Raw genomic sequence first — 20,345 nt, 5'->3', positions numbered from 1 at the left:
GGGGCCAATTAGCATCTGGTACTAGGAGAACATGCTATACTGTAGTCAACAGATACATCATCACACTTATATAGGAGAGGTTCATTTGGATAATCAACGTTGGATCGCACCTGAATTCTACAATCTCACTTCGGAAATGGAGCAGCATCCTGAAGATAAGATTGCAATTAAATGGTTACATGAAAATGGGAGCCTGGAGCAAATCACTTATGGTGCGCTCATGGCTCAGGCTAACCGTCTCGCCGGCGGGCTGGCCGGACTGGGACTTACGCAAGGCGACCGCGTCCTGGTCATGGTGCCCCGCCGGATTATCGCCTACGCGATTTACCTGGCCTGCCTGAAGCTGGGACTGGCTGTTATCCCTTCGTCCGAAATGCTGCGGGCGAAGGATCTGTCGTACCGGCTGCGCCATTCCGAAGCGCGGGCTGTTATTGTCTGGTCTGAGGTTACCGGGGAAGTCAACAAAATCTCCGACGACCTGCCCGCACTGGACTACCGCCTGTCCGTCTCCAGCGGTGAAGCTGAGCCTGAAGAAGGCTGGATTGACCTGGAGAGTCTAATGGAAGGACAAGCTGATGCTTACCCTACGGTTGCCAGCCGCCGCGATGATATTGCTATTCTGGCCTATACCTCCGGAACCACCGGCAATCCGAAAGCAGTAGTTCACACGCACGGCTGGGGATATGCCCATCTGCGGATCACTTCCTCCCTCTGGTTCGATATCCGTGAATCAGATACGGTCTGGGCTACAGCCGCACCGGGCTGGCAGAAGTGGATCTGGAGTCCATTCCTGACGGTACTCGGCAACGGGGCAACTGGCTTTGTCTATAACGGAGCCTTCCATCCGGAACGCTACCTGCAATTACTCCAGGATGAGAAGATTCAGGTATTATGCTGCACACCGACGGAATATCGCCTGATGGCGAAGACGGAAGGTCTGGCAGAATACGATCTGTCCAATCTGCGCTGCGCCGTATCCGCCGGTGAACCGCTGAATCAGGAAGTCATTCATACATTCCAGCAACACTTTAATATTACAATCCGTGACGGCTATGGACAAACAGAGAGCACACTCATCATCGCAGCACTGAAGGATGAACCGATCCGGGTCGGCTCCATGGGTAAATCGATTGCTCCCGGCATTGTCGAGGTGATCGACGAGGCTGGACATCCGCTGCCTGCCGGAATGGTCGGCGATATCGCCGTACATCTGAGCATGCCCGCGCTGTTCCAGAACTACTATAAAGATCCCGAGCGCAAAGCGAACTGCTCACATGGAGAGTATTTCGTAACCGGCGACCGGGCGCGCAAGGATGAGGATGGCTATTTCTGGTTCGAGGGGCGCGGCGATGACATCATCATCAGCTCGGGCTACACGATCGGGCCGTTCGAGGTGGAAGAGGCGCTGATGAAGCATACCCTCGTTAAGGAATGTGCCGTAGTCGCAAGCCCGGATGAGATCCGCGGGTCGGTCGTCAAGGCTTTTATCGTACTCAAAGACGGCCATGCCGGAACACCGGAGCTGACCAAAGAGCTGCAAGCTCATGTCAAGGAGCAGACCGCACCCTACAAGTATCCGCGCAAAATCGAATATATTACGGATCTGCCGAAGACTACCTCCGGAAAAATCCGCAGAATCGAGCTGCGTGAGCAGGAGAAGCGCGCTAATCTGTAGCAAATGCTAATCTGTCCTGGGAGGGCAGCAAATCAGGCAGCTATATTGCCAGCCGAAACTATAAAATCCCCGTTCCTACAGTGATGCAGGACGGGGATTTTTGTGTGTTTGGACGCCTAAGCGTGCAGTGCGTTCCTTACTCGGACCAATACTCCGCATCCGGGTTGAGCGCCGCGCCTACTTCGCCTTCTTTTACCAGATCGCAGTCCAGGTAGCCTTCCTCATCCAGGAAATAGACCTCCTGCTTATAGAATTCACACAGCGTCTCCAGGAACTTCTCCGGTGAATCATACATCACCACCAAATCGCCGTAGTCGTGCAGCAGATCGCAGATCCGTTCCACCCCTTCTTCAGAGCGGTAGTAGCAAATGAAATCACTCCCATAGTTCGTCAGCAACGGCAACACGATTCCACCGCCGGTGTATCCCTTCTCCTGCAGAATCCCTGACAGTATCTTCACTTCATGGCCGTATTCCCCGATATGAATCAGCCGGTAGCCCGGAATGAACTCCAGCAGACTGGGATCTTCCTCGGCGCCGCCTGTTCCAAGAACGGTATCATAGACCGCCCGCAGAAGCACAGGAACTTCGGGTGTAAATTCTAATATCGCATCACTGCCACCTGCCGGAGCCTTCCCCAGACTGGCGGTGTACCCGGGACGCAGCTGCGTGGACAGCTTAAGGAATTCCTGAAATGTACCGGTAAGCATATAATCATCCTTTCTCACAAAAATATAGCGGAGCGATAAGGTACGCCCCTATCTCTCCGCTTGGTTCTGCCATGCTAATTTGCTATGTTATTTGAGATTGGTTACTTGGCAGCCGAAGCCCACATCTTCTCCAGCCACTGATCGAAATCAGCGCCCTTCTCGCCTTCATAGGCATCATAGATATCAACCCGCATCTTCTTCAGCTTCTCTTTGAACTCTTCGTAGGTATGGTCCTTGGGCAGGCTCTTCTTAATCCGCAGAATAATCTTGGACAACCCTTTGAACAGTTCGGCTTTGTTCTTCGATGGAACCTTGACCTCTTCGCCGAAAGCCACCAGCTTGTTATATGCGGCTTCTTGCACGGTATATACAGGATCGCTGATCATCAGGCGATTAAGGATATCGATAATTTGTTTGTGGTTGTAGCGGCCCAGCTCTTCTACCGCTTCAAGACGCGCTCTCCAGTCTGCGGAACGGCCGGCGGCTTTCTTCAGTTCGTCATAGTTCTCGGGCAGCTCTTGGATTACTTCTTCATTATTCAAGCGTTACAATCCCCTTCTTGGTTAAATCTGATATATAGAACGTTACCTAGTGCAATTCTACCGTACTGCGCTGCTTGATTTCAATCTTTTGTCCAAACATTCATGGAAAAAGACTTGGAGGACGGATTTTGACTAACAGAAGCCGTATGAGTATAGTATGTACCAAATCATCCGCCAGTAGATACAGGAGGCCCACTATAGATGAAAGCCATTGCTATACATATGCCCGGAGCACACGGGGATCTAACGGAGATAGAGCTTCCCCTGCCTGTTCCGGGTGAGCATGAGGTGCTGATTGAGATGTATGCGACCTCTGTTCATCCGGCAGATTGCAGCATACTGGATGAAGCTCGGATTGCCGGCGTGGAACGCCCTGCTGCCTGTCCATTCATTCCAGGCGTTGTTGTAGCCGGAATCGTTGCGGACACCGGCGCAAGGGTGAGCCGCTTCAAGGCTGGCGACGAGGTATTCGGTCTGAAGTCCGCCGGTGAGAGCGGAGGTTACGCAGAATATACGTTGGCCAAGGAGGATGAGCTTGCGCTTAAGCCCCCGGGGTTATCCTTCGCAGCAGCTGGGGTGTTACCCGCTGCCGGACTTGCCGCCTGGCAGGCGCTGGCTGCCGCCAAGGTCTCCAGCCGGGACCGCGTGCTGGTGCAGGACGGTACAGGCGGAACGGGCAGCTTCGCGGTACAGCTGGCCAAGCTCCGGGGCGCCACGGTGATTACTACCGTCAGCGACGATGATGAGCTGGATGTTGCCTGGGGCCTCGGGGCCGATCAGGCGATTAACAGCGGCGGGCAGGATTTTGCCGCGATTCTGGGCCAGAGCATCGATGTGGTGATCGATACCGCAGGAGGCAGTGTGTTAAGCAGAAGCTTCGCGGTACTGGCTCCGGGCGGAAGGCTGATCTCCACTGCTGAACAGCCCGACCCAGCCTTGGCAGCACAGCAAGGAGTTACAGCAGCTTATCTGACTCCGGCCGCTGATCCTTACCAGTTGAGCGAGCTGGCCCGGCTGACGGCTGGAGGGAAGCTCCAGGCGCTGATCGGCGGTTCTTTTCCGCTGAGTGAAGAAGGGCTGCGCACTGCACATACGCTCAGCGCAAGCGGGAAGGCGCGGGGTGTTATTGCTATTACGATAATTGAAAAGCAACAATTCAGTTAAAAGTTATGTACCAGCACGACCAGCAGCACAGCCACCAGAATACCGGGCAGCAGGTTAGCTACCTTGATCTTGGTGATCCCGAGCAGGTTCAGCCCGATGCCGATAATCATCACCCCGCCTGTAGCAGTCATCTCTGCAATACAGTCGTTCAGCAGTGCATCAGGCACAAACCGGGTAATCTGTGTAGCCAGTAAAGCGATGGCCCCTTGATACAGAACAACCGGAATGGCCGAGAACATCACACCAATACCCAGCGTTGAAGTCAGAATCATGGCAATGAAGCCGTCCATGATGGATTTGGCGTAGAGGATCTCATGATTGCCTTTGATGCCGCTGTCCAGCGCGCCTAGAATAGCCATGGCCCCTACAACAAACACCAGGCTTGCCGTGACAAAGCCCAGCGAGATGCTTCCCCGCCCGCCTGCGCCTACTCTGCGCTCCAGCCAATCGCCCGCGCGGGTGAATTTGTCTTCAATGTTGATCCACTCCCCGGCTACAGCGCCGATCACTAGACCTAGGATGACGATGAGGAAATTCCCGCTTTTCAGGCCCATCTGCACCCCGAGCAGCATAAGCGCCAGCCCAATCGCTTGCATCACGGTGTTCTTCATACTCTCGGGTATCCGCTCCAGCAGCTTGCCCAGCAGAGTTCCGGCAATAATTGCTATTCCATTCACGATTGCTCCGAGCAGTACCATTCCTCAGCAACTCTCCTGTCGATTCATTTCACTCTTAATCTGCATTATAAGGGCAGCCGTCACTGTGGAGTCAAGACTATTCTCTACTGACAGGAATGACAGGTTCCGAGGCGCACCGGCGAAAAATTGACAAATTTCGGTTAGCGATGGTACGCTCACTAATATCGTTCTTTTAATAGAACAAATCAGGCAAGGAGCGTCTCTATGACTGACCGGAAGATCCTTAATCAGGCAAGCTTAACCAAGGAAGTACACCTTATTCTTGCACTACTGAACTCCGGAAATCCAGATGAGACGGCGCGGAAGCATCCACAGTTGTTCACAGAGGTGAACTGGGACTTATTCGTGGAGCTGAACCGGCAGCATAGGGTCTATCCCTACCTCTATTCCAGGCTCAGCAAGATGGAAGAGAAGGTGGTCCCTTCTGAGGTTCTGGAGCAGCTAAAATGGCAATACCGCAGGAATACGGTGCAGATGCTCCAGCTTAGCGGTGAAATGAGCAATATCGCGGGCCAGCTGGCCGAGCTGAATATCCGCTGCCTGTTCCTCAAAGGGCCGGTGCTTGGGCAGGAGCTGTACGGAGACCTGTCGCAGCGCACCTCCCGGGATCTCGACTTCCTGGTGCCGATGGAACAGCTGGAGGATGCCGAAACCCTGCTGATCCGGCTGGGCTATGAGAAGGAGGACAAGTTCGAGAGCCTGCTTGGGGACTGGAAATGGCGGGAGCATCATTCGACGTTCGTGCATCCTGTCAGTAATGTCAACCTGGAGCTGCACTGGCGGCTGGGACCGGGGCCTGCCAAAGAGCCTGCGTTCGACGAGCTCTGGCGTCACTCGCGGACCAGCAGCACCTTCGGCCAGAATGTCCGCTATCTGGGGCCGGAGGATCTGTTCATGTTCCTGGCTGTACACGGTGCCAGACATGCCTGGTCCCGGCTGAGATGGCTGCAGGACATCAAGATGCTGCTAATGGGACAGCAGCCGCCCGATTCCGCCAAGCTGGTCCGCTTACTACAGCGCTATGATCACAACGCCATAGGAGGACAGACGCTGATTCTGGCCAGAGAGCTGCTGGAGACGCCGGTCGATACCAGCCTCGCCCCTCTGATGGACAGCCCCAAGGCCCGCAGGCTGGCGCAGGACATTCTGTTCTATCTCCCTCGGATCGTGAATTTGAATACCCCACCGCTGGAGCCGGAGGTGGAGCAGCATTTCAAGCGGTATCTGCCAAGCATTCTATCCACCCGAAGCCGGATGCTCCGTTCCGCCAGCTTCCTGTACCCTTATGCTGCGGATGCCAAAACGCTGCCGCTGCCAAGGATGCTGCATTTCTTGTATTTCCCGCTGCGGCCTTTGCTGTGGAGCTGGCGGAAGGTGACGGGTGCGGAGAAGGGGAATTAGCGGGGCCCACCACTGCACACAGAAAGGCACGTGCTACTAGTAAATGCAGCACGTGCCTTTTTACTTACTTTCAAGCTGGATATAGCTTGAACTATGAATGGCAACATAAGGCGGAAGTAACGAAGGGGAATTTTGGAACTGGAGGAGCGGCAGCGACCGCCTTTGTCACCGGATTTCAACCGCTAGTAGCGGTACAAATCATGAAATATGGTGACAACAGCGGCCGGAAGTCCAAATATTCACCGTAGTTACGCTTGAGTCCTTATGTCTCCATTTGTGTATCTTGCTTCTTCCTGCCCCTTCAATAGCCGGCTAAACATGCCGCCCTTCTCCGAAGCCAGGCCGCTGTAGACTCCCTGTTGGATGACCCGGCCCTGGTCGATGACCAGAATCTGATCGGCTCCACGGATCGTGGACAGGCGGTGGGCAATGACAATGACGGTCACGGAAGCCTTAATCCGCTCCAGCGCCTCTTGAATCCGCTGCTCGTTCTCGGTGTCGAGCGCACTTGTCGCCTCATCGAGCACCAGAATCGACGGCTTGCGGATAATGGCGCGTGCCAGCACCAGACGCTGCCGCTCCCCGCCTGACAGGCGAACGCCCCGGTCACCCAGCAGTGTATCCAATCCGTCCGGCAGCTTGCGGACAAAGTCCGCCGAGGAAGCAAACTCCAGCGCCTCCCACAGCTCCGCTTCCTCTGCATCCGGCTTGATCATCATCAGATTATCGCGGATGGTCGCGTTATACAGGAACGGGTCCTGTGCCACATACCCGATGGATCTCCGGTAGGACAGCAGCCGCTCCCCCGTGACCGGCTGACCGTCCGCCAGAATCTCCCCGTTCTCCGGCTGCATCAGTCCCATGAGCAGATCGACGAGCGTGCTTTTGCCGGCGCCTGAACGTCCGACTATCGCCGTCATCTTCCGGGCGGGAATCCGCACATTCACGTTCTGGAGTGAATATTGCGGCTCGTCCGCATGATAACGGAAATCGACATTCCGGGCCTCCAGACCGTGCTCCAGCGTCATAGGCGACACCTGTTCTACGCCTTGATCCGGTTCATGCTCAACAGCAGCCAGACATTCTTCCTGCAGCGATTGCAGCTGTTTGAAGGATGGCACTACCGAGGCCAGCTGCTCCAACAGCGACTGTAGCGTCGAGAAGGTCGGCCACAACCGGGTGAAGACGAGAATAACCAGCAGCAGATTCGGCCCCGCCACTTGCATGAACCGGAAGGAGACGAAGATAAATAGGGCAATCAGCAGCGTGGCAGACAGCTTATACAGAAGCTGGGAGTTGGAGCGCAGGCGCGTGTAGTCCAGCTGCTCCTGCTTGACCTCGCCGGTGAAGGCATGCAGCCATTCGAGGCGGGACTGCTCCAGATTATTGCTTTTGATATCCTTGATTCCGTTCAGCTGATCGGTAATGCCGCCCAAATACGTCTTGCCCAGCTCCGTGCTGCGGCTGCCCAGCCTCTTCGCCTTACGGATGAACCGCCGGGAGAAGATGGACAGCAGCGCCGCGCAGACGAGAACCGCCAGTGTCATCTTGGGGGACAGCCAGAAGGCAAAGGCAATCTGCACCAGAGTGAACAACAGCGAAGTGAGCAACTGCAGGAAGCCGCTGATACCCGCCAGGACTCTGGCCAGCTCGGTGGTCATCATATTGATCAGATCAGAGGTGCGCTTCCTAAGAAAAAAAGACCACTGCGCCCGCAGCAATGCGCTATAGACCTCATAGCGCAGCTGCCTGCCATAGGTCTGCTGAATCTCAACATTGCGGATCGCCACGAACCTTGCGATCAGATTCTGGCAGAGCACAATTAGAACATAACTGCCCAGCACCAGCAGCAGCGCTGTGGACTGCGGCAGTTCACTGATGAATCCGAGCATAGGAAGATGATAGCCCGCCGCCGCGCCGCCCAGCTGAATACCGGCCATGCCAAGCATGGGAACCAGCAGCAGAATGGCGGAGCTCTCGAGCAGACCGCTGATCACCATGCCCAACAGATTAAGATACAGCTTCACGCCCGACAACCGCTGAAGCTGCCGGACGTAGTAGATTATAACTTGCATGGACCCACCTCGATTACTCGGCTTGTAACACCTTCGCGAACTTCTCCACCACCACGAAGCCCTGCATAGCATCATCCCCGGAGACATAATGGGCTCCGCTGCGCAGCCAGGCGTGGGCAATCATTTGTCCCTGCTTATCGCGGGCCACCCCCATATAGAGGGTACTCTCAATGCCCCGCTTCTCCAGCATCTTCAGGGCGGCTACCGCCCGGACCATACAGGTGCTTTTCCAGGGAGTATAGCGGCTCATCACCCGGATCGCCTTGGTAATCTGCTGGATGCGGCGAATATCGGAAGCTTTGGATACTGAGGGAGTCTCCAGGGATTTCACCCCAAGCTGCGGGGCCGTCCTGGCAAAGGGGAACAACAGCTGGATTCGGACCAGCATCAGCCGCCACAATGTCTCGGGAAGCAGCGCAAGCAACGCCTTGTCATGCACCAGCAGAAGACGGAGCCGCCGGAGGGTCATCATGGTCCGCTAACGATGGAGACCAGATCCTCATTCAGCAGATTCTGTACAAAATCAATGACATCCTGCTGCGCCAGCTCTGCGGGCACCTCGAAGATCTCCTGCATCTTCCCGGCAATCTGCCGAATCGATACCGGTGAAGCCAATGCTTCCCAGATCTCACCGCCGACTTCGCCGAGGTTGTAGTATTTGCCGTTCTTCACATTCAGCATGACCTTCTCGCCGTCCATATCACTTGCGATATTGCCTTCCCGTTGAACCAGTACCGAATCCAGCGACAACACTTCTGTAGTATTCATATTCATAGGTTCATCTCCTTCACCTTGGGCATAATCGTCTCCATAATCATTTCTGTCTGCTGCGGTGCACTGAAGCCCTGCTCAGGGCGGGTCAGCCGGTACATCGGCAGCCGGTTCACGAACGAGGCCAGCAGCCCGAAGTGCCATTCTCTGACACCCATAGGGTCAACCAGCGCTTTTTGATAAGTATGATTGTATAAGGTATGAAGCCGGTCCAAGCCGCTTATCGCCTCTACGGCCACCGGCCCGTCCTGCACCACAGACAGTTCAAATATGCCGGCCAGCGGCAGCGGCTCACTCTGGAACCGGTCATGCACCGGTACGGCGAACTTGGTCTCCCGCTGAAATAACGGACGGTACGCAGACGAATTCATTCCCAAATAGTCCAGGCTCTGCTGCCACAGCTTCTGCTGCGGATAACCTGGAACAGCTAATGGATGTCCATTATGCACCAACACGGGAATAACGTCGTCACTGACCAGGAGATGTCCCTGATCCATCAGATAGGAGGCAAGCGTGGATTTACCCGCACCTGAACGCCCCACCAGCGCATAGGCCTTATTGTCCAGCACAAGCGAGCTGCCATGCAGGGCCAGTATGCCTTTTTGCATCAACACTACACCCATACAGCTGCCCAGAATGAACAAGCGGATACTATCCGGATCTGCGCCTGCTGCTGGAGAGACTGTAATGGTACTGCCGTTCTGTATGGAAAAAATAGCGGTGCCCTTCACCATGAACATCACTTCATGCTCCGCGATGCCCAGATTCGGCGTAATCTTCGGTATATCTTCCCAGCGATCCGTTAGATGACCTTCAACTACCGACAGGCTCCCTATCCTTCCGGGGTGATCCGTACGGGGAAGTTCCGGCAACGGGAACTCACTGAGGATCTGCAGGCCAAAAGCCTTATAACCGAGGCATTGCACTGTGCCAGCCATACTGCTCACTCCATCTCAGTCAATTTCACCCGTTGTCTTGCGGATGACAAGTGGAAACGGCATTGCAATGTATAGCGTGAAACCTATACATTCTTATATTTCAAGTCGGAACGTTACTTCGGATAAAGGGATAGCCCTGATCCCCCTCCAGCAAGCTAAGAGGGATTAGGGCTGAGCGGTAATGCAGAAGACTAGGAGTGACTAACGATTTCATCTGGATCGGCTTGGAACGCATCGGCAATGGATACCCCTGGGCCAGCCATAGTCATTTTCACATCCAACACTTCCAATGCAGGCTTGCTGTATTCCTTTTTCATCTTGTCACCCCCTTTCAAGAAACGTCCTTCAGGAGAGCCGCTTCAAAAAGCGGTAGAACACCAGTCCTCGTGTAAGAAGGCGGAAATCCGTGTTAAAGATTAATAATGGTTCGGGCTCACTACCCAGCCGGTCCAAACATCCGGCGAGCCCGGGACGATTCAGATAAGACGAAGTACGGGGGTCTTGCAGCATCTCCCTCAGCTCCTGCTGGAACCTCTGCCACTCGGGCAGCATTCGTGTAATGCCGTCCGCCCCCTGGATACCGCGCCGGGTCTGGTTAAGCCTGACCTTATCCGGCAGCCGCCCTTCCATCGCCCGGCGGATAAGCGAGCGATCCATACCGTTCTGGACGTATTGTTCCTCAGGCACCGACATACAGAAGTTGATGACACGCAGGTCATTCGTCGCATCCCGGTCCCATACCCTGTACTTCAGCGACAGCTTGGTAGCCGCCGTTCCGTTCACATTCCAGACATGCGGCTGGCGGAAATGCTCTCTGCGGATATCGTACACGGTCTGGGAAGCAGGCGACTGGTCCAGCTCCTTCAGCCGCTCCTGCACCCCGGTCCGCCGGGCAAATTCAGGATGGATCAGCTCCGGCGCAGCCTCCTGCTTCCCAGCCATCAGCTGGCCCAGGGCGGGGAATACCTTGCGCCCGGCAATCTTCAGCATTCTTTTGCGGCTTACGCCCATCGAATGGCTGTACAGCTTATTCTCCCGGTAAAAGCGGAACCAGCGGAATTCACGCAGCAGCTTCGCCTGGTAATCCAGCGCCGGTCCCCAGGAGATACTCCAGTTGCCCCGCTGTCCGCTGAGCAGCACACCGGCATTCTTCAGTCCGGCTTGTTCATATATACCTTTGAGCCAATAGGAATTCTCTATGAATTTGTAGGGCATCTCCATAATATCGAGCCATTCGTCGATTTCGCCATAAGAGCTGCGGTCAGGAAAATTGTAGAAGCTAGGCTCAATGTTCCCGACATAGTCGATGGTCTCCTGAATATATGGACGCTCATCGGTCACCCGCTGGCCCAGCTTGAACCCTGTAAAGTGATCCAGGGGATACGAGCTGAAGGTGTACAGTGGCTTGCCGGTGCGGCGAAGCTCCTCCGCTGCAAAGCTCACCACCGCCCCCGAGTCCAGCCCGCCGCTTAAGTTCGCACCAGCTTCAAGATGGGTACGCAACCGGTCCCGGACGGCCCGTCCGAATACCTCACGGAATGCTTCCTCATACTCGCCATTGCTGCGCAGCCGGAGTGGAGACGGCGTCTGGAAGGTGTAATATCTGGAGAAGGTAATCCCCTTCGCGCTGACTGTCATCGAATGTGCCGGGGGCAGCTGCTCCACACCCTGATAAACCGTGGAGAACATATCCGCGACATCCATCCGGCCCTGGCCCGCCAGATATTCCGAGATCCAGCCTTCATGCAGCGTGTGTTCTCCATCCATTAACGTGAATAGCGGATGAATCACGGTGCAAAAGGAGAATTGTCTGCCTGAGCGGTGGAAGTACAGCGTACGGCTCCCCGAGAAATCCCTCGCTCCAAACAGCGTCTGCCTGCCGGCATCCCAGATCATGAAGGCAAAATCTCCGACCAGATGCACCGGAGCCTGATCTCCCCATTTCTCATAGGCCAGAAGAATCAGCAGACTGTCCGGCATCGACTCCTGATCCTCCCGGACAACCTGAAGTTGTCCGAAGAGCTCGCTGCGGTTATCAAGGATGGCGTCAGCTACGATCGCCAGCTTCCGCTGCGGATCATAGTAGGGAAGGACCTCGCCCCGGGACTGCGGGGTAATCCACTGTGCGTGGCACCCGAGGAACAGCCCTTCCGTATTCCAGCCCCGAGCATCATCCGCCGGATAACGCTGCAGCTCCTGCATCAGGCGCGGGCCAAGCTCCGGGTCCAGCGGCCCATGCTGCATAGAATAGATCCCGGCGATTGCACTCATGGGTTAACCTCCAGCTGTCTATAAATTCGTTACAGTGAACACTTCTTATTACCTACGATAACGTTCTTGCCATTAAATGTGAATAGTACCAGAGAGTACTTTTAGGTATCCTTTAGCGTATTGACTATAGTTATAATCTATGGTATTAAAACCCTGAAATATGACCTATGGTATATAATGGCTTATACTGATATTGACTGATTCACCAAATACCTTTAATAGGAGCTAGATTCATGGACAATTATTCAACGGACCCCATCCTGATTCCCGTACCGGAAAGCTTCGAAAGCAGCCGCCTGCAAATCCGCTCAGTATTATGGGGAGACGGTGCCGCTGTACATAAAGCAGTACAGGAAAGCGCAGCGGAATTACGGCACTGGATGCCTTGGGCCCAGCAGGTCCCTTCTGTGGAAGAATCAGAGGTATCCATCCGGAAATCACGGCTGCAGTTCCTGGAACGCAGCGATATCCGGCTGCTGCTTTTTCATAAGAAGACGGGACAGCTTATCGGGAGCAGCGGCTTGCACCGGATCGATTGGCGGGTGCGTAAATTTGAAATCGGATATTGGGTACACACCTCATTCGCGGGTCAAGGTTACATCACGGAAGCGGTGAATGCCATTGCGGATTTCGCCATACAGGAGCTACAAGCTAACCGGCTGGAGATCCGCTGCGATTCCCGCAATACACAGAGCGCTCGCGTAGCCGAACGTACTGGCTTTACTTTGGAAGGTATCCTGCGCAATGACAAGACTGATGTACAGGGGAGCTTGAGAGACACAATGGTCTACTCAAAGGTTCGCGGGGTTGAATATTAAATGGGTGAATGAGGACAAATATACTATATGGAGTGATAGACCATGCAAGAATTGAAGTTTGTTAGGGATTACAAAGATATAGAGCCGCTGCGGAATAGCTTTTTCGAGCTGGCAAAAGACACGTTCGAGCTAGAGCTGGAGCGCTGGTATGAGGGGGGCTGCTGGACGGATAAGTATGTTCCTTATTCTTATGCGGAGGGAGACCGGATCGTGGCCAATGTCTCGGTGAATCTCATAGAGCTAATTATTAATGGGGTGAAGTCCCATGCTGTGCAGATCGGAACGGTGATGACTCATCCTGACTATAGAGGACGCGGCCTGTCTGCCCGGTTGATGGACAAGGTGCTGGAGGATTACGGACAAGCATGTGAATTCATGTATCTTTTCGCCAATGAGTCAGTCTTGGAGTTCTATCCTAAATTCGGCTTCCACCCGGTGGAAGAGCAGATCTTCTCCATGGCCTGCCCCGGAGGCGCTGCCGGATCTGCGGCAATCCGCAAGCTGAATCTCGCCGACCCGCATGATCTGAGCCTGGTCTCTACCCTTGGAGCACAGCGGGTACCGGTATCTGAGCGTCTTGGCGTCAGCGGCGCCCATGGACTCCTGATGTTCTACTGCCTGAATGTGTTCAGCGATCAGCTCTACTACCTGGAGGACGAGAATCTCATTGCCATCTGCCAGCAGGAGAATGGGCAGCTTGAGCTCTTCGATCTGATCAGCACACAGCCCTTCTCCTGCCGCGAAATCGCCCTAAAGCTTGCGGACAGCGACACGGAGACAATCGTTTTCCACTTCACCCCGGATGACCCTGGCCTGGAATTGTCAGGCAGCAGCCATTCTGAGGGCCTATTCGTCCGGACTCAGGGCGGACTGCAGTATCCTGCTAACATCAAGCATCCGGCTACTTCCATCGCCTAGGCGTACGCTACACTTTTAACCTGTAAAATGTTCACAGTGTCATAAACTGCCCCTGCCGGGCCAGGTACGCTTCCTTCTCCTTATAGTCCGGCATTATGCTTCCCAGGCGCCGCCAGAAGGAACGGTCATGATTCATATGCAGCAGATGACACAGCTCATGAACAATGACATAGTCGATCACTTCAGGCGGCGCCATGGCCAGGCGGTAGTTGAACGTCAGCTTGCCGTCAAAGCTGCAGCTCCCCCATTTGGTCCGTGATTCCACAATCTCAATACTCTTTGGCTTCACTCTGAGTTGCGCCTGGTAGGGCTTGATGCGCTCTGCGATGATTTTTTTCAGACTGGCCGTATAGAACTTCTTCAGCGCAAGCTTCAGCTCCCCGGCATCCGCCTGCCTGTCCCCAATTAACTCATGCAGCGCATGCTCCTTCCCCATGTACAAAAAGGTTTCTTCGTCGCCCTCATAAGCTTTAACCTTCGGCACCTGCCGGGCCGCCGCATTGCTGCGCAACTTCTCCAGAATCTTCGGGCCTAGACTTGCTACCGCACCTAGAATCGTCTCTTCACTCGTTCCCTTCGGCGCCTTAACGGTAATGAGATCCGAGCCGTCTACCGTTACGGAAAGCTTCTTACGCTTGGCATACTGGACATGTAACGTCACCATCTGATCTTCTAGTTGAATCTGCATAGCCACCATCGTTTCTGTAATTTCTAGTACACACTAATATACCGGATAACCGGATACAAACACCGCCAGATACAGGAGACCCCCCGCAATAAATAGCGTGGTAAGCAGGATATCCTTCCATCTCTTATCCTCCGTCAACAGCACAGCCGCGAAGGCCAGCGGAAAAGCTACGGCAAAATAACGCGGGGCAGACAGCAGCCAAGTCGGGGCCACCACATAGACGAAATAGGCGATCATGTACGCCATGTATGCGGGATTAAGCTTCTTCGCACTGCGGAGCATCATGAAGAGGACCAGGAAGATCGCGCTCAAATTCGGCAGCCACAGCCCCAGGAACGACCGGTAATCGGCATCCTTGAAGGTATTCACCGCATACTCTATCTGATATCTCACGGTATCGAAAAAGAAGTAGAAGCGCTGCGACCAGTGCTCCCGCTGATAAATACTGAACTGGAACGCGTTGCCCGTCACATTGTAGTTGATGTAGAGATAAGCCAGCAGACCGAAGGAGACGCTCACCAGGGAGACCATGGCCAAGATCAGCTTATTCGTAAAAGCCTTCCGGTCCATAGACCTGTAACCAGCGGCCAGCTCCCGGGCAAATTCCACGGCAATCGGTACGGCCAGCAGAATCCCCGGGGAACGGGTGAATCCGGCCAGCGCCGCACAGAGGCAGCCCAGCAGCCAGCGCTTTTTGCGCACAAAATACAGCGCCATCAGGGAGAGCAGCAGGAACAAAGCCTCAGTCATGGGCAAGAAGAAAAAGAAGGCTGACGGAAAGATGAAGATGTACTTCACTACCCGCAGGGCGTGCCTGCGTCCCATATCCAGCCGGGCCAGTTCATAAGCGAACAACGCCGCTGCAAGCGTGCAAAGATTGGCTACGGCGAACCCGGCAGCCATATAATTGCCTGTGAAGAACTGCGCCAGCTTGATCATAACGGGGAAGAACGGCAGAAATACAATATGAAATCTGGGGTCCCCTTCCGTCACATACCACCGCTCGGCAATGCCCAGATAAGACATCGCATCAATTCCGCGGATATGCCACATCTCGATGAAGCGGGAGAACAGACTGCCGGAGCCGCCCTCCCGAAGCACCCAGAATACATAAGCCGCAAGGATCAGCAGCACCCGGCTGAATATCACCCACAGCACAATCTTCCACCAGATCCGCTGCCGTTCCTCCGGCGAGTCGTCCGTATTCAACGTCCTTAGTGCGCCGGGGCTCATGATGTACCCGGTTATAGCGGGAATGGCCCGCAAGCCCGTCCAGATAAACAGGGCCAGACAAAGCAGGGATGCCAAGGTCCCCGCCAGGGTCCAGGTATGTACTGACACTGCCCATACCCAGACGGCTATGATCATAACTAGTATAAAGAGCGCTGAAATTGCTGTACTGACCTTTTTCACCCTAACCTCCGGTTCCGCAACCTTTGCGGTATTGATTAGTCTTTTTCTCATTTTCTTATAGAAATGCCTTTAACACAATGATTAGTTTAGGACGGTACGACAAGCAAAGAGGAACACCGCGTAAGATTCAGCAGCGTTCCTCTTCGGCACAGCATAGGGTAATCCTCGTTCAGGATTTCGGAAGCAACGGGAAATGACAGGCTACCGGACGGCCCGGCAGGACCTCTTCCAGCAGCGGCTCCACCGATCGGCATTTGTCCTGGACGAACGGGCAGCGGGTATGGAACCGGCAGCCGGAGGGCGGATTGGCCGGGGAGGGCACATCTCCCTCCAGCATAATGCGCTCCTGCTTGCGCCTTGGTGTCGGCTTCGGAATAGCCGAGAGCAGGGCGGCAGTATACGGATGCAGCGGAGCAGCGAACAGTTCCTCCGTCTCTCCCACCTCCACCAGCTTGCCCAGGTACATAACCCCAACGCGGTCAGAGATATGCCGGACTACGTTAAGACCATGCGCGATGAACAGGAAGGTTAGACCCAGCTCCTTCTGCAGCTTCATCAGCAGGTTAATGACCTGGGATTGCACCGATACGTCCAGCGCGGACACGGCCTCATCGGCCACAATAAACTGCGGATTCAGCGCAATCGCCCGGGCGATGCCAATCCGCTGGCGTTGTCCGCCGGAGAATTCATGCGGATAGCGGTTCCGGCGGCTGGCATCCAGACCCACCAGCTCCATCAGCTCGACCACCCGGGCATCGATAGCCTTGGCGGACATATTCAAGTGAATACGCAGCGGCTCGCCGATAATATCCTTGACGAGGAAGCGCGGATTGAGTGACCCGAACGGGTCCTGGAAAATAATCTGCATCTCTTCCCGCAGCTTCCGCATGTCACGTGAACGCAGCGAATGAATGTCCTGGCCCTTGAATAACACCTGCCCCCCGGTCGCACTTTGCAGCCGGAGGAGTACCCGCCCTAAGGTGGATTTGCCGCAGCCGGATTCCCCGACCAGCCCGAACGTCTCACCTTGGCGGATCGACAGACTGACCCCATCCACGGCCTTCACCTGTCCAACGGTCCGGTTAAGCAGGCCCTTGGTGATCGGGAAATATTTCTTAATATCCTTAACTTCCACCAGCACTTCAGAAGAAGCTGGTAGCTTACGGTCTGGTACGGTTGCTGCCCTGTTCATCATGCGCGCTTCGCCTCCCTGCTGGTATCCGCTGAAACCGGCTTATCCTTGAACAGCCAGCAGGCGGTCCGGTGATCACCTGTAATCATGAAATCCGGCGGCTCCTCGCTTCTGCAGATATCCATAGCATGCGGACAGCGCGGGTGAAAGCGGCAGCCCGCAGGCAGCTGCCCTATCGGCGGAATCGTTCCGCTGATCGTATAGAGCTCGCCTCCCCGTCCGCCTTCAAACCCCGGAATGGACTGGAGCAGCCCTACCGTATACGGATGGCTGGGATGGTCGAAGATCTCTTCTACACCGCCCTCTTCCACGATAGCGCCCGCATACATGACCGCAATGCGGTCAGCCATCTCGGCGGCAACCCCCATGTCGTGGGTAATCAACAGGATGGACATGCCAAGCTCCGACTGAAGCTTGCGCAGCAGATCCAGAATCTGCGCCTGCACGGTCACATCAAGCGCGGTGGTCGGCTCATCGGCAATCAGCAGCTCGGGGTTGCAGGCCAGCGCAATCGCAATGACCACGCGCTGGCACATCCCGCCAGACAGCTCATGCGGGTACTGCTTCGCACGGATCTCCGGTGCCGGTATGCCCACCAATCTAATCAGATCGACCGCCAGCTTCAGCGCTTCTGCATCTTTCTTATTCTGATGCAGCCGCAGACTCTCAGCGATCTGTTCGCCTATCGTGAAGACCGGATTCAGCGAAGACATCGGGTCCTGGAAGATCATGGCGATCTGGTTGCCGCGGATTCCCCGCATCTCCTCCTGCGTCTTCTTCCCCAGATCCTGTCCATGGAAGTCAATACTTCCCTCCAGAATCATCCCGCCCGCGTAATCAATCAGGCGCATAATCGCCAGCGAGGTCACACTTTTGCCGCTGCCGGATTCGCCTACAATACAGACCGTCTGCCCTTTATCCACCGTGAGGGAGATGCCATCGGTTGCTTTGAGCAGTCCCTTCTCGGTCGCAAAGCCGGCGGTTAGTTTCCGGATTTCGAGTAGTTTTTGCGCCATTGTTCCAGCCTCCTCCGGGATTTGGTCACTTGCTGTCTGGGATCAAGGGCATCGCGGATGCCGTCGCCGATAAAGTTAACCGCCAGCACGACGAGCAGGATACACAGACCCGGATATACGGCCTGCATCGGATCAATCAGCATGAATTCCTGTGCACTGCTTAGCATCAGCCCCCAGCTCGTAGCCGGAGCCTGGATACCAAGGCCCAGGTAGGACAACGCGGATTCACTGAGAATCGCGCCGCCGACCATCAATGTGGCATTGACAATGATCGGGAAGCTCGCATTACGGAGCAGATGCCGGAAGATGATCCCCCAGCTGGATACCCCGATTGCTCTGGCCGCCTCCACATACTGCATCTCCCGCAGCTGCAGGAAGGTTCCCCGGACCAGCCGGGCAATACTCATCCAGCTCGTGAACGCCAGAATCAGGATCATGAATTTAATCTGTGTTCCGAACAGCGCCATCACCAGGATATTCAGGAACAGGGATGGTACGGAGTTCATGACGTCAACAATCCGCATGAATACCGTATCCACGAATCCGCCGAAGTAACCCGAAATGGCTCCGACCACCGATCCGACCAGTACGGATACAGCCGCAACCGAGAAACCGATAAGCAGCGAGATCCGCGCGCTGTACAGCAGTCTGCTGAGAATATCGCGGCCCAGCTCGTCGGTGCCAAGGGGATGCCCCTCCGCTCCCGGCTTCAGGTTGGCGAACATCAGATCAATCTTCTCCGGCCCATAGGAGGTCAGGAACGGTGCGCAGATCGCCAGCAGCACAAAGATAAGCAGGACGATCAACCCGCCCATAGCAAAAGGATTGCGCGAAAACTTCTTCCACAGCACTCTCCACGGGCCGGGAGGTCTGTCCAAATCAACCACCGGAATTTCGGGGTCAGTCCCGCCCGGCATCGGACTCATATCCGGCGTTCCCAGCGGCTTGGATACCTTCCCTTTGGTAAGCTCTGTATTGTCTGTACTCATGCTGCCTTCCCCCCTTGCTTGCCGAGCTTCACGCGGGGATCAACTACGACATACAGTATATCTGCCAGCAGATTGCCAATGACGACCATCACAGCCGTTACGATAGTCACAGCCATCAGTGCCGAATATTCGCGCGCACTTGCCATCTCCACGAACCAACGGCCCATTCCTGGCCAGTTGAATACATTCTCTGTTAGTGCGGCCCCTCCCACCAGGATCGGAAGATCAAGGCCGAGTATCGTAATAATTGGAATAAGCGCATTGCGCAGGGCATGGCGGAAGACGACCTTCCGTTCCTTGACGCCTTTGGCCCGTGCCGTCCGGATATAATCCTGATCCAGCACCTCCAGCATACTGGCCCGCGCATACTTCATATAAGAAGCCAGGAAACCAAGTGCCAGCACTGTTACCGGCAGCACCAGATGCATGAATAAATCAGCGATACTGTCTTCCTTGCCTCTTGTATGCATATCCGACAATGGGAACCAGTCCAGCTTGAGCGACAGCCACTGCTGCAGCAGAATCCCGAACCAGAAGGTCGGCATGGCGAAGCCCAGATATGAAATGAAGGAAGCCGTCTGATCCGATAAACCATAGACTTTGGTACTATTGTAGATTCCCCAGGGGATTGCGATCAGCAGGGATACCAGCCAAGCCGCACCCATCAGGATTATGGTGTTGCCGATACGCGGCCAGAGCAGGTCCGAGATCGCAATATGGTTCTTGAAGGTATACCCCAGGTCCCCTTGCAGCAGGTCGCCGATCCAGTGAAAATACTGTACGGGAATGGGCTGATCCAAACCCAGGTTCTTGGCCTGCTGCTCGAAGATTTCGGGAGTCAAGCCCGGGGCCAGCATCACTTGTGTGGGTCCGCCCGGAGCCGCATGGATGAGAAGAAAGGTTAGTATGGTAATCAGAAAGATGACCAGTACCGATTGAAGCACTCGACGTATCAGGTATTCTGTCATTGGCTATCCTCCTAGAGATGGTAAGGCGATAGATTACGGAAGGCCCCCTATTTATACAAAAGGGGGAGGTGAAAGAGAATTCTCTTTCACCTCCCGCAA

At 55.0% G+C, this 20,345-nt stretch carries 21 protein-coding genes; 6 read left to right on the top strand and 15 right to left on the bottom strand.

Going from position 1 to position 20,345, the window contains the following annotated elements; translation table 11 throughout:
* The first annotated feature begins 136 nt into the window (after positions 1-136).
* Positions 137-1,675 carry an AMP-binding protein gene (locus NST43_RS02525; protein WP_339225319.1) on the top strand — a complete coding sequence of 513 codons (1,539 nt, stop codon included), beginning with the start codon at positions 137-139 and terminating at the stop codon, positions 1,673-1,675.
* Positions 1,676-1,811: 136 nt separating this feature from the next.
* Here NST43_RS02525 and NST43_RS02520 read toward each other — a convergent pair whose 3' ends face one another.
* Both NST43_RS02520 and NST43_RS02515 read right to left on the bottom strand, forming a co-directional pair.
* A complete protein-coding gene (locus NST43_RS02520; protein ID WP_339222365.1) occupies positions 1,812-2,402 on the bottom strand; it encodes a hypothetical protein in 591 nt (196 codons plus the stop codon).
* A gap of 83 nt (positions 2,403-2,485) precedes the next feature.
* The gene (locus NST43_RS02515; RefSeq protein ID WP_076161608.1) at positions 2,486-2,926 is read right to left on the bottom strand and encodes a HEAT repeat domain-containing protein; all 441 of its coding nucleotides are present in this window, start codon (positions 2,924-2,926) and stop codon (positions 2,486-2,488) included.
* A 201-nt stretch (positions 2,927-3,127) separates the two neighbouring features.
* Here NST43_RS02515 and NST43_RS02510 point away from each other — a divergent pair, with 201 nt between their 5' ends.
* Positions 3,128-4,090 carry an NADP-dependent oxidoreductase gene (locus NST43_RS02510; protein WP_339222362.1) on the top strand — a complete coding sequence of 321 codons (963 nt, stop codon included), beginning with the start codon at positions 3,128-3,130 and terminating at the stop codon, positions 4,088-4,090.
* On the opposite strand, the gene NST43_RS02505 is transcribed toward NST43_RS02510, so the two are convergent.
* Complete coding sequence (locus NST43_RS02505; RefSeq protein WP_209991918.1) at positions 4,087-4,788, bottom strand: DUF554 domain-containing protein; 702 nt, start codon at positions 4,786-4,788, stop codon at positions 4,087-4,089. The genes NST43_RS02510 and NST43_RS02505 overlap by 4 nt on opposite strands.
* A gap of 204 nt (positions 4,789-4,992) precedes the next feature.
* On the opposite strand from NST43_RS02505, the gene NST43_RS02500 reads away from it, so the two are divergent.
* Positions 4,993-6,189 carry a nucleotidyltransferase family protein gene (locus tag NST43_RS02500; protein WP_339222360.1) on the top strand — a complete coding sequence of 399 codons (1,197 nt, stop codon included), beginning with the start codon at positions 4,993-4,995 and terminating at the stop codon, positions 6,187-6,189.
* Between the two features lie 86 nt (positions 6,190-6,275).
* Positions 6,276-6,437, top strand: a complete 162-nt coding sequence (locus NST43_RS02495) for a hypothetical protein (RefSeq protein ID WP_209991920.1) — start codon at positions 6,276-6,278, stop codon at positions 6,435-6,437.
* On the opposite strand, the gene NST43_RS02490 is transcribed toward NST43_RS02495, so the two are convergent.
* The 6 genes from NST43_RS02490 to NST43_RS02465 form a co-directional block, all read right to left on the bottom strand.
* The gene (locus NST43_RS02490; RefSeq protein WP_339222358.1) at positions 6,438-8,264 is read right to left on the bottom strand and encodes an ABC transporter ATP-binding protein; all 1,827 of its coding nucleotides are present in this window, start codon (positions 8,262-8,264) and stop codon (positions 6,438-6,440) included.
* A gap of 13 nt (positions 8,265-8,277) precedes the next feature.
* A complete protein-coding gene (locus NST43_RS02485; RefSeq protein ID WP_339222356.1) occupies positions 8,278-8,736 on the bottom strand; it encodes a lasso peptide biosynthesis B2 protein in 459 nt (152 codons plus the stop codon).
* Entirely contained in the window at positions 8,733-9,038 is a 306-nt protein-coding gene (locus NST43_RS02480) for a lasso peptide biosynthesis PqqD family chaperone (protein WP_209991923.1), read from the bottom strand. Before NST43_RS02480 ends, NST43_RS02485 begins: the two co-directional genes overlap by 4 nt.
* The gene (locus NST43_RS02475) at positions 9,035-9,973 is read right to left on the bottom strand and encodes an aldolase (protein ID WP_339222354.1); all 939 of its coding nucleotides are present in this window, start codon (positions 9,971-9,973) and stop codon (positions 9,035-9,037) included. The genes NST43_RS02480 and NST43_RS02475 overlap by 4 nt, the downstream gene beginning before the upstream one ends.
* Positions 9,974-10,164: 191 nt before the next feature.
* Positions 10,165-10,290 (bottom strand): paeninodin family lasso peptide, encoded by a 126-nt coding sequence (locus NST43_RS02470; RefSeq protein WP_036694602.1) that lies wholly within the window; start codon positions 10,288-10,290, stop codon positions 10,165-10,167.
* 28 nt (positions 10,291-10,318) lie between these two features.
* On the bottom strand, positions 10,319-12,244 hold the full coding sequence (locus NST43_RS02465; protein WP_339222351.1) for an asparagine synthase-related protein: 1,926 nt from the start codon (positions 12,242-12,244) through the stop codon (positions 10,319-10,321).
* A gap of 233 nt (positions 12,245-12,477) precedes the next feature.
* On the opposite strand from NST43_RS02465, the gene NST43_RS02460 reads away from it, so the two are divergent.
* Positions 12,478-13,062: a GNAT family N-acetyltransferase gene (locus NST43_RS02460; protein ID WP_339222349.1), complete on the top strand. Its 585-nt coding sequence runs from the start codon at positions 12,478-12,480 to the stop codon at positions 13,060-13,062.
* Positions 13,063-13,104: 42 nt separating this feature from the next.
* Entirely contained in the window at positions 13,105-13,980 is an 876-nt protein-coding gene (locus NST43_RS02455) for a GNAT family N-acetyltransferase (RefSeq protein WP_339222347.1), read from the top strand.
* 31 nt (positions 13,981-14,011) lie between these two features.
* Here the strand turns inward: NST43_RS02455 and NST43_RS02450 are convergent, their stop codons facing one another.
* From NST43_RS02450 to NST43_RS02425, 6 genes are all read right to left on the bottom strand, one after another.
* Positions 14,012-14,668 (bottom strand): SprT family zinc-dependent metalloprotease, encoded by a 657-nt coding sequence (locus NST43_RS02450; protein ID WP_339222345.1) that lies wholly within the window; start codon positions 14,666-14,668, stop codon positions 14,012-14,014.
* A gap of 33 nt (positions 14,669-14,701) precedes the next feature.
* On the bottom strand, positions 14,702-16,036 hold the full coding sequence (locus tag NST43_RS02445; RefSeq protein ID WP_209991928.1) for a hypothetical protein: 1,335 nt from the start codon (positions 16,034-16,036) through the stop codon (positions 14,702-14,704).
* A gap of 214 nt (positions 16,037-16,250) precedes the next feature.
* Positions 16,251-17,276 (bottom strand): dipeptide ABC transporter ATP-binding protein, encoded by a 1,026-nt coding sequence (locus tag NST43_RS02440; protein WP_339222343.1) that lies wholly within the window; start codon positions 17,274-17,276, stop codon positions 16,251-16,253.
* Positions 17,273-18,289, bottom strand: a complete 1,017-nt coding sequence (locus NST43_RS02435) for an ABC transporter ATP-binding protein (RefSeq protein WP_339222341.1) — start codon at positions 18,287-18,289, stop codon at positions 17,273-17,275. Before NST43_RS02435 ends, NST43_RS02440 begins: the two co-directional genes overlap by 4 nt.
* Entirely contained in the window at positions 18,256-19,215 is a 960-nt protein-coding gene (locus NST43_RS02430; protein ID WP_339225318.1) for an ABC transporter permease, read from the bottom strand. Before NST43_RS02430 ends, NST43_RS02435 begins: the two co-directional genes overlap by 34 nt.
* 59 nt (positions 19,216-19,274) lie before the next feature.
* On the bottom strand, positions 19,275-20,246 hold the full coding sequence (locus NST43_RS02425; protein ID WP_339222339.1) for an ABC transporter permease: 972 nt from the start codon (positions 20,244-20,246) through the stop codon (positions 19,275-19,277).
* Positions 20,247-20,345 lie beyond the last annotated feature (99 nt).

The organism is Paenibacillus sp. FSL H8-0332, assembly GCF_037963835.1.
Lineage (GTDB): Bacteria > Bacillota > Bacilli > Paenibacillales > Paenibacillaceae > Paenibacillus_AQ > Paenibacillus_AQ rhizoplanae.
The sequence above is the reverse complement of the archived record's forward strand: the minus strand, read 5'-3'. Positions and strand labels throughout refer to the sequence as shown.

What these genes read in the sequence shown, in the direction of transcription:
- NST43_RS02525 (WP_339225319.1), top strand. Translation starts at nt 137, where the DNA reads ATGGAGCAGCATCCTGAAGATAAGATTGCAATTAAATGGTTACATGAA.
- NST43_RS02510 (WP_339222362.1), top strand. Translation starts at nt 3,128, where the DNA reads ATGAAAGCCATTGCTATACATATGCCCGGAGCACACGGGGATCTAACG.
- NST43_RS02505 (WP_209991918.1), bottom strand. Translation starts at nt 4,788, where the DNA reads ATGGTACTGCTCGGAGCAATCGTGAATGGAATAGCAATTATTGCCGGA.
- NST43_RS02500 (WP_339222360.1), top strand. Translation starts at nt 4,993, where the DNA reads ATGACTGACCGGAAGATCCTTAATCAGGCAAGCTTAACCAAGGAAGTA.
- NST43_RS02490 (WP_339222358.1), bottom strand. Translation starts at nt 8,264, where the DNA reads ATGCAAGTTATAATCTACTACGTCCGGCAGCTTCAGCGGTTGTCGGGC.
- NST43_RS02485 (WP_339222356.1), bottom strand. Translation starts at nt 8,736, where the DNA reads ATGATGACCCTCCGGCGGCTCCGTCTTCTGCTGGTGCATGACAAGGCG.
- NST43_RS02480 (WP_209991923.1), bottom strand. Translation starts at nt 9,038, where the DNA reads ATGAATATGAATACTACAGAAGTGTTGTCGCTGGATTCGGTACTGGTT.
- NST43_RS02475 (WP_339222354.1), bottom strand. Translation starts at nt 9,973, where the DNA reads ATGGCTGGCACAGTGCAATGCCTCGGTTATAAGGCTTTTGGCCTGCAG.
- NST43_RS02470 (WP_036694602.1), bottom strand. Translation starts at nt 10,290, where the DNA reads ATGAAAAAGGAATACAGCAAGCCTGCATTGGAAGTGTTGGATGTGAAA.
- NST43_RS02465 (WP_339222351.1), bottom strand. Translation starts at nt 12,244, where the DNA reads ATGAGTGCAATCGCCGGGATCTATTCTATGCAGCATGGGCCGCTGGAC.
- NST43_RS02460 (WP_339222349.1), top strand. Translation starts at nt 12,478, where the DNA reads ATGGACAATTATTCAACGGACCCCATCCTGATTCCCGTACCGGAAAGC.
- NST43_RS02455 (WP_339222347.1), top strand. Translation starts at nt 13,105, where the DNA reads ATGCAAGAATTGAAGTTTGTTAGGGATTACAAAGATATAGAGCCGCTG.
- NST43_RS02450 (WP_339222345.1), bottom strand. Translation starts at nt 14,668, where the DNA reads ATGCAGATTCAACTAGAAGATCAGATGGTGACGTTACATGTCCAGTAT.
- NST43_RS02445 (WP_209991928.1), bottom strand. Translation starts at nt 16,036, where the DNA reads ATGATCATAGCCGTCTGGGTATGGGCAGTGTCAGTACATACCTGGACC.
- NST43_RS02440 (WP_339222343.1), bottom strand. Translation starts at nt 17,276, where the DNA reads ATGATGAACAGGGCAGCAACCGTACCAGACCGTAAGCTACCAGCTTCT.
- NST43_RS02435 (WP_339222341.1), bottom strand. Translation starts at nt 18,289, where the DNA reads ATGGCGCAAAAACTACTCGAAATCCGGAAACTAACCGCCGGCTTTGCG.
- NST43_RS02430 (WP_339225318.1), bottom strand. Translation starts at nt 19,215, where the DNA reads ATGAGTCCGATGCCGGGCGGGACTGACCCCGAAATTCCGGTGGTTGAT.
- NST43_RS02425 (WP_339222339.1), bottom strand. Translation starts at nt 20,246, where the DNA reads ATGACAGAATACCTGATACGTCGAGTGCTTCAATCGGTACTGGTCATC.